We start from the raw sequence: 15,272 nt of genomic DNA, 5'->3' as shown, positions 1-15,272 counted from the left end.
TAGGGTAGATGATGTCACAAGCACATACTGAATTTAAACTCATGGAAGAAGAACAACTTTCAGTCGAGCTAATTGAAGCCCAATATGCTTTAAAAAATACCAAAGGTGAAAAAAATGCCAAAAGTTTGCTGATTTTAGTGAGCGGCATTGAATTGGCGGGGAAAGGAGAGTCGGTCAAACAACTTAGGGAATGGGTCGATCCGCGTTATTTAAGGGTAAAAGCCGATGCGCCACACCCGTTTAATCCCAAACAGACACTTTGGCAGCCTTATGCACGTTTTATTCCTGCCGAAGGTCAAATTATGGTGATGTTTGGCAATTGGTATAGTGACTTATTAAGCACAGCCATGCATGTGTCTAAACAAATTGATGACACCATGTTTGATAACTATGTCGAAAAAATGCGTGCCTATGAAGAAGACTTAAAAAATAACCATGTGGATGTCATTAAAATCTGGTTCGATTTATCGTGGAAATCACTACAAAAACGACTAGATGATATGGAACCGAGCGAAGTGCATTGGCATAAATTGCACGGCTTGGATTGGCGCAATAAAAAGCAATATGACAGCTTGCAAAAGCTGCGCCAACGCTTTACCGATGACTGGATTATGATTGATTGCGAAGATGAAACCATCCGCGATCAACAATTTGCACAGCATATTTTACGTGCTTTAGAGCATTGTCCTGTGCATCCGACCAGTTCGGGCATCACTTGGCAAGCTGCAGAAATTCCAGAAGTTTTGCTTAATCCTGTATCTGAATCGGTCAATGAGGATGACTATAAAGCAGAGTTAAAGAAACTCACGAAAAAAGTGGCAGATGCACTGCGTTTAGATAACCGTAATGTCAGCATTGTTTTTGAAGGAATGGACGCAGCAGGCAAAGGCGGCGCGATTAAACGGATTGTAAAAAAACTGGATCCGCGTGAATACGAAATTTACACCATTAGTGCACCTGAAGCCTTTGAAATCAGTCGTCCTTATTTGTGGCGTTTTTGGACGAAAATTCTGCCTGAAGAAAAAATCAATATTTTTGACCGTTCTTGGTATGGGCGGGTATTGGTAGAACGTGTAGAAGGTTTGATTAGCCCACTGGAATGGCAGCGTTCTTATGACGAAATCAACCGTTTTGAAAAAGACTTAAATGATCATCAAACTGTCGTCATCAAATTTTGGTTAGCCATTAGTAAAGATGAGCAGGAGCTGCGTTTTAAAGCACGTCAGGAAACCGCACATAAGCGTTTTAAAATTACAGATGAAGACTGGCGCAACCGTAGCCGTTGGGATGATTATTTGGTGGCAGCGGCAGATATGCTGCAACGTACCAGTACCGAATATGCACCGTGGCACATCATTCCGAGTAATGACAAAAATGCAGCACGTTTGGAAATTTTAAGAACCATCTTGAAACAACTCAAGGCAGAATAATCTGCCTCGAGGATGCAAAGACTGCGTGTTAAGTTAGCTGAATTTGAGCCTGTTTAGTTTAAAAATTAAGCATTCACAACTTTGGCTTGTTTAAGCTGAATGCTTTTTGCCAGTTTATAGCTTTCTTCAACATGCGTTTCGGCAATTTTTTTCATAATAAAATAACCCAAACCTGCTGCCACCATTTGTCCACCCAATGGAATAAACTTGGTGACTTGTTTGGTGATGTACTTGGCTGCGACATTATTCAGGGATTTTTTTACTGCAGTACGCGCCACGACTAAGCCTGAAAATTCCACACCGCGTTTACGCAATTCGCTCCAGTGGACTTTTCGGGTTTCAGGATCATACACGCTGACTTGCTCAGGAGATAAGCCAAAACGTGCATTAATTTCTGGAATCAGTTGCGACAAGATGCCCACATCAATGACAACGTCTAAGAACGGCACAGGAATGATGGCTGCACCTGCAGAAAAATAGGCACGTTTTTTGACCAGTTCTAGGCATTCTGCACGAATCATTTCCAAGTCTAGGCTTGGATCAATACTGTCTGGAATTGTCTCTCTTTTTATCATAAGTACAACCTTAAAATGGCGGATAATCGTATGCTGTTTGGTAAATTAAACCACTTTATTCAAAGCACTTTTTGAATAAAGTAGGCAATAAAAGTATGCTTGTAAAGTGTCATACACCGTTGTAAGTGTATAGCCAATAATCTTTATTCTTTTGTTGTGCTTGAGGCAAATGATAGATCAACGGCCTTCTAGTACATTTAATACATTCTTATTCAAAATAAATTAAAGGATACCTTATGGCGATTCATGTCATACAAAGCCAACGTATAGAAGTTTTAGTCAATGAAATGCTGAAAACCATACGTCAACCGACATCGAATCCGCTTCAGGTGCTACAAACCCAGCATTTTATTGTGCCTTCAGTGGCAGTAGAAAAGTGGCTGACGGAAAAAATAGCCGAGCAAAAAGGCATTAGTGCCAATACTGAATTTCATCATCGTATTCGTGCCTTTCAATGGGCCGCTTATCAGGCAGTTTTAGACGATAAAGATCGGGTGCGTCAGGCAAATATTCCGCGTATTGTGATGCAATGGCGTGTGTTTTATGACTTACAACCGTGGATACAACACGAACAAAACCCACTTCCTGCCGAGCATGCTTTACATCGTTTGATTCAGCGAATTTATGACAGCGCAGAGCAATTGTCACAGGGTTTAGAAAAGCAGCTCAAAAAGCAAAACATGCTGTATTGGGTGGCAGATAAAGTTTCACGTTTATTTAGCAATTACATGGTTTATCGTGGTTTTTGCCAAAAAGGCTGCGAGGGTGTCTGCCAATGTCAAAGCAATTGGTTAGCGGTTTGGGGACAGCAGAAACGCCTGAACTTAAAGCAGCAAATTTATATCCCTAAAAACTTTGAGAGCGAAGAAGAAAAACAAGCGGCATTGGAAATAGCCGCATTTACTCAAGAGCAAGCCGAAGAATTAGAGCAATGGCAAAGTTGGTTGTGGTTGCATATTTTTCATGCAGATTTTGAAAAAATGCAGGAGATTGATCTGCAATTTTGGCAAGCTTTGGGCGAGCCTGAAAATCCAAATTCGTGTATTAACAAATTACCCAAACAGTTGGTGATTTTTACCTTATTGGATTTGCCGCCAAGTCAGTTGCTGTTTATCCGCCGTTTGGCGCAGTATATGGATATTTTTATTCTGCATTACAACCCATCGCAAGAATATTGGGCAGACATGGTCGATCCTAAGTGGAAATTAAACATGGATGCGCGAATCAAAAGTCGTTTTATTCGTGAGATGGAAAGTCAAAATAAAACCGTAAGTGATGATGATATTGCTGCATATATCAAAAAATATAATGGCGAATTTAATGCCGATATGCGCGAGTCACATCATCCTTTGCTGACACGCTTTGGTAAACAGGCACGTGATCACTTTTCTTTATTGGCGGCGTTGTCAAGTGGTGATGAAGGCGAGTGGTATGATCTTTTCCCTGAAGAAGAGCCGCAGCATTTACTGGGTAAAATTCAATCGGATGTATTGAATTTGGTTGAGCCAGTCGCGCAGGCGTATGACTTAGATCCTGCCGATGAGTCATTGCAAATTCATGTGTGTCATTCAAGTTTACGTCAGCTTGAGGTACTCAAAGATCGTTTAATTGCATGGCTAGGACAAGATGACAGCCGCCAAGCCAGTGATATTTTGGTATTGAGTCCGAAACTCAAAGAACAAGAGTCTTTAATTCGCAGCGTATTTGCTGCACCGCCAAGTGAGCGTGATCTCTATCAGAAAGGACAACAAAAAGCACAGCAGAATCAAGCTACTTTAGGGCATCAACTCAGTCAAGATAGTGTGTATTTGCCTATTCAAATTGCAGGCATCAGCTCTTTAGACATTCATAATGCTTGGCGTGCGGTGGTTGGGCGTATAGCGCTAGTACAAGGACGTTTTAGCTTTGAGGAGTTTGGCGACTGGTTGAGTTTGGCTGCCACACAACAGCGTTATGCCTTGAATTTAAACAACATTGAGCGCATGAATGAGTTGTTGGCCAATGCAGGTTTTAAACGTGGTTTAGATGCCGAGCATTTAAAACGCAGCCTGAGTGCAGATGATCAAGATTATCGGTTCAGCTTAAAGTTTGCTTTAGATCGTTTGGCTTTGGGCGTTGCAGTGCCAGAGCATTGCGTGGTTCAGCACACTTTAAGTTATGCCGATGTGCAAAGTAGCGATTTTGAATTGATTTTTAAACTGGTTCAAATTTATCAGGATTTTGCACAGCGCCGTGATTGGCTAATTCAGCATGAATTGGGGCAAGCCAAAACGGTGGAATATTGGCTTAAACAACTGATGCAAGACCTGAGTGAGTTTCAGGATGCAGGAGTAGATGTGTTGGCATCGGTGTTTAGTTTGGTGCAAAAACATGACCGTATGCTGACCTTAGCCAGTTATTTTGATGTGCAGTCGGGTCAAGATTTGCGTCATTTAAGCTTACCGCTGGATTATATTCTGCAAGAAATTTCAGCCCAGCTCGAAACCCAACTCGAACAAGCCAGTCCATCGGGCGCCATTACCTTTAGCCAAATTGGTGCAATTCGTCCACTGCCGTATAAGCTGATTGTGATGCTGAATTTGGACAATGGCGTGTTCCCAAGTCGTGACCAGCAATTGGCTTTTGATTTGATGCAATTATTAAAACCACAACTGGGAGATCGTTCACGCATTGAGGATGATCAAGGGGCATTTTTAGATAGTTTATTGTTGGCGCAAGACAGTGTTTGGTTATTTTATAACGGTTTTGATGTCAGCGATGGTGAGGTACGTGATCCATCCGTGCTGGTGCAGGAATTTGTGCAGCATTTGGAGTTGATTGTGAAACATCCCGATGAAGCTAGCGATTCACGCTTAAATTTGAATGGTGTCGAGATTCCCGCACAATTGAAATCTCTTTATCACTTACATAGTTTGCAACCTTTTGATCAACTGCGTTTTGCCGAAAGCCGTGAAGTTCGCTTTAAAGATCAATGGTATCGGGTTGCCAAACAAATGCAGCAAGAAACCACACCACGCGAAGCATGGTTTGGTGAATATCCATTATTGCCACAAGACGTGGTGGTACTCGACAGTATGCAATGGATTCGAGATGTATGTTTCCCTGCACGTGCCTATTTAAAAGCGATTGGAGTCGAAAATTTACAATCCGACACTGCTGCAATGAACCATGAGCCACTGATTTTAAATGGCTTGGAAAAATATAGTGTGCGTGATTTTTTACTGCAACATGGCGAGCAAGATGCAGAAAGCTTGTTGCAAGATACTTTACCTGTGGGCAAAACTTTAAATGCCACGTTTAAAACGGGACTGCAAGAACAGCAATATTTACGTGACATACTGCAGCAGTTTGCAGATGAGGCAACCGCAACAACGCAACAGCTTTGGAAAATGAATCCGCATCTGCATATCCGTATTCAAGTGCCTGAACAGCCGACAAAGCTTTGGTGTAGCGTGGTGGCAGCGAGTGCCAGACCAAAAAAATATGCCGAAGTATGGTTGGAATATCTGTTCTGGGTGGCTTATCAGAACACAGAACAGCAAGATTTAGAGCGGATTGTGGTGTGTAAAGATGCGGTGATTCATTTTGCCAATATCCATGCACAGCAAGCACACGAGTATTTAGCCCAGTGGTTTGAGTTCTGGAAACACGCACAGCAATATCCTGTGTTATTGCCTGCGGCTTTGGTTTTAAAAATGAAAGATAAAAAAGAATTTGAAATTCAGTGGGATGAAGCTCAGTCCGATCAAGTTTTGAATATGGAAAGCTTCGTAAAACATTGGCATGACGGTGCTAGGAGGAGCTTTATTGATGAAAGTGAGAAAAATCATCCAGACTGGTCATTTATTTTTCAAGACAGTGAAACTGAACCGTTGTTGATTGAGGCATTTCAGCAATATAGCCATCGACTGTATCAGCCCATCATTGAAAATTATGAATCTGCGAAAAATCTTCAAAAACAAGGGGAATCTGCGTGAACTCATCTAGCCCATTCCCAATTTGTTATGACCCAATTCAAGAGATGCAATTTAAAGGCTTGCATTGGATTGAAGCATCGGCAGGTACAGGAAAAACCTATACTTTATCTAGTTTGATGGTGCGGATTTTCCTGAAAGATTATTTGCCTAATCAGGTGATTGCGACCACATTTACCCGTGCCGCAGCAGCCGAGCTAAAAAGTCGTATTCGTGCACGTTTGCTTGAAACCCAACAATATATCGATCAGTGTTTAAACCAGTCTTTAGATCAGCGTGCCCTTGCAGAGAAAATTACACAACTACAAGACCCTTTACTCAAACATATTTTGCAGAAATATCGTTTAAAACTGGACTATGCCAGTTCACGTTTGAAGTTGGTGATTGCACAACTCGATGAATTATTTGTCGGAACGCTGGATAGCTTTAGCCAAAAATTATTGCGTGAATTTTCCTTTGAAAGTGGCAAAATTGAGCGCGCCAATATTACTGACCAAGCATCGGTCTATACCGAACAATTGGTGCATGATGTGCTGCGTGAATGGATTCAGGCACAGCCTCAGCATGTTGTGGACTATATGCTGTTATGTGGGCGGTTGAAATCTGCAGCCGATTATGAGGGGTTGGTCAATACCAGTTTGAATTTTGCATCGGCAGAGATTCAGGGCATAGATCAGGCACAGTTGGAGGTTCAGGATTTAGCAGAGGCGTTGCAGAATTTAGCCAGTATCAACATCACGCAAATTGAAGAATTAAAAGAATATTATGATGGTGAATATAGTTTTAATTTTTCCCATTATGTCGCGGGGAGTGACAAGAAGGGGTTGCAGCCACTATTTACAGAAGCTTTGCCAAAACTGATTGAAAAAATTAAGCATAATCCTTTAGAACATTATTTTAATTCACACCTTGCTGAATTGTTTAATGCGGTCTTTGCACTATATTTGAATCAAGACGGTAAGCTCAGAAAATCTATTTTTAACAAAGCGAAAGCGCCATGTACGCAAGAGGTGCAAGATGCTTTTTTTGATCATCCTGTAATCCGAAAAATTAAAGCAGTTGTGGATGCCAAACTTAATTTTGAGCGTCAAATTGAATTGGTGGATACCAATTTAAAATTCTATTTGGTACAACACGTCAAGCAGCGTTTACCGCAACTTTTACAGCAAAAAGGGGAAACCACTTTTGCCCAACAAATTCGCAGCTTAGCCGAAGCGTTGCAGGGCGAACGTGGGCAGCGTTTTGCGCAGTTTGTGCATACCCGTTATCCACTGATTTTGGTGGATGAGTTTCAGGATACTAACCAAGATCAAGACGACATGCTGGCGCAAATTTGGCGTAATCCGAAGTGGTATGCGCGCGGTTGCATGATTATGGTGGGCGATCCTAAGCAGGCGATTTATGGTTTTCGCGGTGGCGATATGCTGACCTATAACAATGCCCGTGATGACGTGCTGAAAAAGCAAGGTCGCATTTATTCACTCAGACAAAATCATCGTTCAGTGAAAGAGTTGGTCTGTGTGGTGGATGAGTTATTTCAACGCCAACCCGCTTTTGGTGAGAAAGTGATTTATGAACCTGTCATTGCAGGTTCACGTCCTCATCCTGCTTTAATGGATCGGCAACAGGCCAATCCCGCACCGCTGCGTTGGGTAACGGTGGAACATGAACAGGATGAGTCCATTCAAATTGCACGAAAAATTCGCGAGTTATTAAATCAAGGCATTGCAGGCGATTTATATTTTGATCACTCTTCAGGCAAAGTCGCTTTACAAGCCGATGATATTGCCATTTTATCGACCAGTCATCAAAAGCTTGATCAAGCCCAATACGAGCTTGAACGGATTGGAATTCAGGTCAATAGAAGTAGTCAGCGCAGTGTTTTTACAGGCTTTTTAGCCAAAGATGTGGCGGCAATTTTAACTGCAATTTTACATCCTTATGATGAAGCCAAGGTCAAGCGTGCCTTACTGACACGTTTATTGGGTTATAACCTGCAACAGTTGATTGAACTTGAGCAACAGGGGTTAGGTCAGTTTATTTATGACTTCGACTGCATTCGGGAAATGTGGGTCAATAAAGGCTTTTTAACCGCATGGAATTACTGCCTAAACTTATTTAAAGTTTGGGAAAATTTGGTGGCGAAACGCAGTTTTGACAATGAACGGCATGTGGTGAATTTACGTCATTTGACTGAATTGCTGAGTCGTCAAAGTGAACGCCATCAAGGGGCTTACATGCTGTATTACTGGTATTTACAGCAAGTTGAATCACCTGCCAAACGCGATTGGGAAATTGAACGAAAACTTTCTAATGCGGCAGGCGTGAAATTGATGACCATTCACCAGTCCAAAGGCTTGGAGTTTAAAGTGGTCTTTTTGATGTCGGCAGATCAGCCGCCCAAATCTGACAAGTCTGCTTTGGTGTTTGCAACGCAGGAAGAGCAAGGCATTGAGCAACGTATCATTGCCATTAAACATAAAGACATAGATGCCACAGCAATGCAGCAGCACAGTGAGCGCCGTTTGGCAGAGTTGAATCGGCTTTGGTATGTGGCACTCACCCGTGCCAGTTATCGGGTCTATGCGATGCTAAAACAGCCTACGCCTGCAAAAGAAGGTAAAAAAGAGGCTGCACCAAAATCTGCTGGTTTAAATGTCTGGCGTTTACAAGCGCCAAGTTCAGCAGAAATTGCAGCAGCATGGAGCTGTGATGAAGCACCTCTGACACAATTGGCGGCAGCATTACAACTTGAACAAGTGCAAGAAATTAAGATTGAAGCTGCAGATTTTCCGCAGCGTCGCTTTTATCCACGAACCAAAACCAGTTTTAGTGGCTTGGCACAACATTTACCTGCCGCCATGCGTAGCGATACTTTGGCATTGGCAAGCGAGGAGCAGGCTGCTGCTGCCGACGAAATCAATCAGGAACCTGTCGAAACGGAACAGGAAATCGTACAGGTGGCTCAACCGATTGCATGGATCAAAGCTAATTTTCAGCGTGGTACTCAAGCGGGGAGTTTTTTACATAAACTCTTTGAATATATCGACTTTCAAGCCAGTCATGATGACATTTTTGAAGAAGTCAAACGCCGTTTTCATAACGACAAAGAGTTTAATTCAGATGTGTTATTGGTAGATTTGATTGCAAAACTCGACACTGCCAAAGGCAGCGCGACTGTGCAGGAAGCAGATATTTTTGCGCACATGACCGAGTGGCTGAAGGATGTGTTGAATACTCCTTTGCACGATACTTTCCAGCTTTCCGCCTTATCTACTGCACATTATTTATCAGAGTTTCCATTCTATTTGGCGTTGGCAGATCAGCGCTTATTTATTCAAGCAATTCAGCAATTGTTTGAAGATGCGGGACATCCTATTCAAGATTTAAATGAAGCCGCTACTGCGCGTTATCTGACAGGCTCAATTGACTTGGTTTATTTTGATGGGCAGTGTTATCACATTGCCGACTATAAGAGTAATTATTTGGGTGCCGATCAGCGCGATTATGAAAAAACCAACCTTGAACACAACATGACCCAATCGAGTTATTGGTTACAAGCGGCCTTGTATTTGGTGGCGTTGCACCGTTATTTGAGCAGTCGTTTGCAAGATTATGATATTCGGCAACATTTGGGTGGAGCCAGTTATTTGTATTTGCGTGGTATGCAGGGGCAAGCAGGGCAAGGGGTTTGTCATTGGCGGCCAGATGCGGAATTTATTCTGCAACTAGATCAAATATTGGGTTACTTTGAACTTAAAAAATAACGCTAAGTCAGCTTATCGACTTAATAAAACAATTGCTTATCCTGTGGATAACTTTGAGGATAACTGTGTGGAAAACAAGCATATTCACTTAAATTCAGCTCAAACGCCAATGCAGGCGTGGATGGATTACCTATGTCAGCCGCCATTTAGCAATGTCACTTTTGATGCTTCAGCGCAAATTTTGATGCAACAGGTACTCGATGCTATTCAGCAAGGGGATAGCTGTATTCCTGCAACCGCAGAACAAGTGGCGGCATTGCAACATTTGCACATGAACTTGCAGCGTAGCGCTTTAAATCCTGATCCACAAATTGCACCGTTTGTATTTGATGGGCAGCGTTTGTATTTGTATCGCTACTGGAAACTGGAACATCAGGTTGCTAGCGATATTTTACGGATTCAGGCGCAGCCGCCTTTGTCCTTTGAATTACAAGCCGAACAGCTTAATTTATTGCAAGATCCACAGCAGCAAAAAGCGTTACAGACTGCGGCAACTCAAAGTTTAAGTATTATCACTGGTGGGCCAGGTACAGGAAAAACCTATACTTTGGCGCATATTGTTGCGGTGCTTAATCAAGCTTTGCCAAATATTCGGATTGCGATGGCTGCACCAACAGGCAAAGCGGCACAGCGGATGGATGAAGCTTTGCAAAATGCCTTGAATAGTCAAGCTTTACAAATGTTTAATGTCGATGCTTTACGTCAATTACGACCCGTGACTTTGCATCGTTTATTGGGCTTAGGCAATACAGGCAAGCCACGTTTTCACGCTAAACAACCTCTACCTTATGACGTGATTGTGGTCGATGAAGCGTCGATGCTGGATTTAAGCCTGTCACAGATGTTATTGGCTGCCATTCCTGCGCAGGCACGTTTAATTCTGTTGGGCGATGCCAATCAATTGGCTTCAGTCGATGTCGGTACAGTATTGGCCGATTTACAGCAAGTGCCTGAACTCGCAAATAACCGTGTCAATTTAGTGACCACACGTCGTTTTGCTGAAGGTGCAAAAATTGGCGCAATGGCGAAGTTTATTCAGCAAGAACATTCTCCTGCACAGGTTTTGGCTGAGTTTGAACAGCAAGTCGTGGCAGCAGGTGAATTAAAGCCAATTCAATTTAAGCAAGTCGAAATAGATGCCCTACAACTGCAATATTTACCTCAGCAAAATGGGCAAATTTCAGCGGAAAATTTAGCGCATTATTATGATCAGCTGATGTATGGTTATCAGGCTTATGTAGCGGTATTAAAAGCACATACTTTGGGCTTGGAACAATCAAGTACAGCATTTCAAGCGCATGTTGAGAATGTGGTGAATGTATTTGATGATTACCGTATTTTAACCGCAATTCGTCATGGTCATTTGGGTTTACAACAACTGAATTTGCAGATTGAAAAACGCTTGTTGCAACAGTTAAAACAAACCAAACATGGCGATTGGTATGCAGGACGCCCCGTCATGATGACCTATAACGATTATCAACTGGGGTTGTCGAATGGTGATATTGGCATCTGTTTTATGCGAGAGCAGAATGATCAGCGCCAGTTTGAAGTATATTTTCCAAGTTTAAATAAGTGGGTGCCTGCAACACGCTTACCTAAAAATATTGAAACCGCATTTGTACTTACTATTCATAAATCGCAAGGTTCTGAATTTACTCATACAGCTGTGGTGTTGGATGCTGCGGCAAAAAACTTGCTGAGTAAGGAGCTGATCTACACTGCCATTACCCGTGCTAAAAAAGTCGTAAGTTTGTTGGTTGATGCGCAAGCTTTGCAGCAAGCTTTGATGATTCGTACCCGTCGCAGCAGTGGTTTATTAGCCAGAATTAATGACGCTTTGGATTGTTAAGTAAAACTGAATAAGAGATGGTTTTGTACGAAATGGCTTACATTGATTCGAGAAATTTGCGCATAGAGATTTCAAGATCTTTTTGAGAAGATGACTTCACATAAAAAGCTCAATAGGGATAGTTGAGCATAATCGCAGAATAATAACGATAAATGTCGAAAGACAGCGAACTGACAGGACGTGAGTGAGAAGAGGAAACTTACAGCCGCTAAGCCTTGTAGTTTTGGGAGAGACTACAGGGCTTTTTTATGCCTGTAAGTTTGGGTGATTTGCAAAATGCTGACAATGCTTACCTGTTGTAAGAAAAAGCTTACAAACAGATACGAGAAATACGACTTCTTTCACTTTAGTATTGTGGCAAAATCTACCACACAAGGACGTGAAAGCAAGAACAGGAATGTTCAGAGAATAAGACGCGAAAACGCGCAAATAACCACAATAAACAAGACAATAAGAATAATAAGACAAGAAACTACAGCGCAAAAAACAGCCCGAGCTATGCTCGGGCTGTTTTATTTTAACGGCAAAATATTCCAGTGGATGAAAAGCAGTTGGCAAAATATTACATATTATCAATCATATACAATTGTATATTTATTTTCCTTAGACACTTTATACCTAACATGATGTGTATACCCTTAGCATAAATCATACTTTTATTGGTACATCTCAAAATTAAAAGTGCTTGTTTGTCGTTCTGTTTTGCAATCGGCACGTTTTTGCCTTAAAATAATCCCCTTGCTGTAGTGATGCACGGCAGTCAATTGAGCAATCAATTGATCGGTATCAAATCTTTTTATTAAGCATCTCGGAGAAATCGAATGGCTTTAACAAACGCAGATCGCGCAGAGATCATTGCTAAATTTGCTCGTGCTGAAAACGACACTGGTTCACCAGAAGTTCAAGTAGCACTTTTAACTGCTCAAATCAATGACTTACAAGGTCACTTCAAAGAGCACAAACACGACCACCATAGCCGTCGCGGTCTAATCCGTATGGTTAACCAACGTCGTAAGTTACTTGACTACCTTAAAGGCAAAGATGTGACTCGTTACAGCGCATTGATTGCTGCTTTAGGTTTACGTCGTTAATTCGATTTAAGCTTTTATTTTCGGACTATTGCATGTTGAATGCTGTATTACTGAAAACTAAAGTATATCTAGCCTTGGCTAGATCAGTGGAAGGGGCGAATGATTCGCTCCTTCTTTGTGTTTAAAAATCGTGTTTCATTCGAGTGAGGTCGGCTTCTAAGCTTTGTCATTTACCTAAACAATTGTATTGTGAATGCCAAACCTTAGGGGTCTCCACGAGAATAATTGTTCACAAGAACTAGGAAAAAATAAAACATGTCGATGTTTAATATTATTCGTAAAGAATTCCAATTTGGTCAGCACCAAGTTGTACTTGAAACTGGTCGTGTAGCGCGTCAAGCCAACACGGTGATGATTACTATGGGCGGCGTGACTGTATTGGTTGCAGTGGTTGCTCAACCAACAGCAAAAGCGGGTCAAGATTTCTTCCCACTGACTGTTAACTATCAAGAAAAACAATATGCTGCAGGTCGTATCCCAGGTGGTTATGGTAAGCGTGAAGGCCGTGCTTCTGAAGCAGAAACTTTAATTTCACGTTTAATTGACCGTCCAATTCGTCCGTTGTTCCCAGAAGGTTACTACAACGAAATTCAAGTCACTGCGACTGTTGTATCTTCTGACAAAACAATGGAAGCTGACATTGCTGCAATGTTAGGTACCTCTGCTGCACTTGCAATTGCAGGTACACCGTTCCGTGGCCCAATTGGTGCGGCGCGTGTGGGTTTAATTAACGGCGAATATGTACTGAACCCGAACTTTGAACAAATGGCGCAATCTGACCTTGACCTTGTGGTTGCAGGTACAGAATCTGCTGTATTGATGGTTGAATCTGAAGCGAAAGAACTTTCAGAAGACCAAATGTTAGGCGCAGTGCTTTACGGTCATGACGAAATGCAAATCGCGATTCAAGCGATCAAAGAATTTGCTGCAGCTGCTGGTGCAACTGAGTCAACTTGGACTGCTCCTGAGAAAAACGAAGACCTTCGTGCAAAACTAAAAGAAGCGTTTGAAGCAAAAATTTCTGAAGCTTATACCATTGCCATCAAACAAGACCGTTATGCGGCATTAGATGCACTTCAAGCAGAAGCCGTTGCGCAATTCGTTCCTGAAAATGACGAAACTGGCATTGCAGATGACTTGAACGAACTCTTTGAAGATCTTAAATACCGTACCGTACGTGACAACATCTTGTCTGGTAAACCACGTATTGATGGTCGTGACACCAAAACCGTTCGTGCGCTTGACGTACAGGTTGGCGTTCTAGACCGTGCGCACGGTTCTGCATTGTTTACCCGTGGTGAAACTCAGGCTTTGGTTACCACCACTTTAGGTAATACACGTGATGCCTTAATGGTTGATACCTTATCGGGTACTAAAACTGACAACTTCATGTTGCACTACAACTTCCCTGCATACTCTGTAGGTGAAACAGGTCGTGAGTCTGGCCCTAAACGTCGTGAAATTGGCCATGGTCGTTTGGCACGTCGTGGTGTGCAAGCTGTTCTTCCTGCAGCAGATCGCTTCCCGTATGTAATTCGTATCGTATCTGACATTACTGAATCAAACGGTTCATCTTCTATGGCGTCTGTTTGTGGTGCATCGTTATCACTTATGGATGCAGGTGTTCCATTGAAAGCACCAGTTGCGGGTATCGCAATGGGCTTAGTGAAAGAAGGCGAGCGTTTCGCGGTACTTTCTGACATTTTGGGTGATGAAGACCACCTTGGCGACATGGACTTTAAAGTTGCAGGTTCTGCCAACGGTATTACTGCACTGCAAATGGACATCAAGATTGAAGGCATCACTGAAGAAATCATGGAAGTTGCATTAAACCAAGCTTATGCAGGTCGTATGCATATCTTAAATGCAATGAACCAAGTGATTTCACGTGCGCGTCCAGAAATTTCAATGCATGCACCAACTTTCCAAGTGATTAACATCAACCCAGACAAGATTCGTGACGTGATTGGTAAAGGTGGTGCTACCATCCGCCAAATTACTGAAGAAACTAAAGCGGCAATTGATATTGAAGACAACGGTACAGTGCGCGTATTTGGTGAAACCAAAGCTGCTGCACAAGCTGCTGTTGCAAAAATTCAGGCTTTAACTGCTGAAATCGAGCCGGGTACAATTTACACAGGTAAAGTAATCCGTATTGTTGAATTCGGTGCGTTCGTAAATATCCTTCCGGGTACTGACGGTTTACTTCACATTTCTCAAATTTCAAATGAGCGTATTGCCAACGTTGCAGACGTGTTGAAAGAAGGTCAGGAAGTGAAAGTACAGGTTGCTGATGTAGACAACCGTGGTCGTATCAAATTAACTATGAAAGATATCGAACAAGCGTAATGCTGTGTTGATGATCTGAAATGGTCAAAAAACCCGTATTCAATCTGAATGCGGGTTTTTTTATACTGAATTTTAAATGATTTAGCTTTTGTTACTTGGTTGTTGTTTTAATAACTATTGCTATAAATTTATAGTGCACCATTCAAATCTAAAGCTAAAAGACCTATTCGTAATTAACAATAAATATAGCTGCAGGCAAGTGATTTTGTATGAAGAGTTCAGTGTTATTGTTTA

The 15,272-nt window shown here is 42.1% G+C and carries 7 protein-coding genes; 6 read left to right on the top strand and 1 reads right to left on the bottom strand.

Features of this window, described 5'->3' with window-relative positions:
* The first annotated feature begins 11 nt into the window (after window positions 1-11).
* Window positions 12-1,430, top strand: coding sequence for a phosphate--AMP phosphotransferase (locus FTT78_RS04480; protein ID WP_104852966.1), 1,419 nt, complete (start codon window positions 12-14; stop codon window positions 1,428-1,430).
* A 65-nt stretch (window positions 1,431-1,495) separates the two neighbouring features.
* On the opposite strand, the gene FTT78_RS04475 is transcribed toward FTT78_RS04480, so the two are convergent.
* Window positions 1,496-2,005 carry a hypothetical protein gene (locus FTT78_RS04475; RefSeq protein WP_218944916.1) on the bottom strand — a complete coding sequence of 170 codons (510 nt, stop codon included), beginning with the start codon at window positions 2,003-2,005 and terminating at the stop codon, window positions 1,496-1,498.
* 236 nt (window positions 2,006-2,241) lie between these two features.
* On the opposite strand from FTT78_RS04475, the gene FTT78_RS04470 reads away from it, so the two are divergent.
* The 5 genes from FTT78_RS04470 (at window position 2,242) to pnp (ending at window position 15,038) form a co-directional block, all read left to right on the top strand.
* Window positions 2,242-5,982 carry an exodeoxyribonuclease V subunit gamma gene (locus FTT78_RS04470; RefSeq protein ID WP_180043896.1) on the top strand — a complete coding sequence of 1,247 codons (3,741 nt, stop codon included), beginning with the start codon at window positions 2,242-2,244 and terminating at the stop codon, window positions 5,980-5,982.
* On the top strand, window positions 5,979-9,746 hold the full coding sequence (locus FTT78_RS04465; protein WP_257234729.1) for a UvrD-helicase domain-containing protein: 3,768 nt from the start codon (window positions 5,979-5,981) through the stop codon (window positions 9,744-9,746). Before FTT78_RS04470 ends, FTT78_RS04465 begins: the two co-directional genes overlap by 4 nt.
* 109 nt (window positions 9,747-9,855) lie before the next feature.
* Complete coding sequence (gene recD, locus FTT78_RS04460; protein ID WP_218945015.1) at window positions 9,856-11,598, top strand: exodeoxyribonuclease V subunit alpha; 1,743 nt, start codon at window positions 9,856-9,858, stop codon at window positions 11,596-11,598.
* Window positions 11,599-12,419: 821 nt separating this feature from the next.
* Window positions 12,420-12,689, top strand: coding sequence for a 30S ribosomal protein S15 (gene rpsO / locus FTT78_RS04455; RefSeq protein ID WP_004975922.1), 270 nt, complete (start codon window positions 12,420-12,422; stop codon window positions 12,687-12,689).
* A gap of 261 nt (window positions 12,690-12,950) precedes the next feature.
* Entirely contained in the window at window positions 12,951-15,038 is a 2,088-nt protein-coding gene (gene pnp, locus FTT78_RS04450; protein WP_171257431.1) for a polyribonucleotide nucleotidyltransferase, read from the top strand.
* Window positions 15,039-15,272 lie beyond the last annotated feature (234 nt).

Origin of the sequence: Acinetobacter sp. YH01011, from assembly GCF_013420785.1 — a bacterium.
GTDB lineage: Bacteria > Pseudomonadota > Gammaproteobacteria > Pseudomonadales > Moraxellaceae > Acinetobacter > Acinetobacter towneri.
Note: the sequence above shows the minus strand (reverse complement) of the source record. Positions and strands in the feature narration are given on the sequence as shown.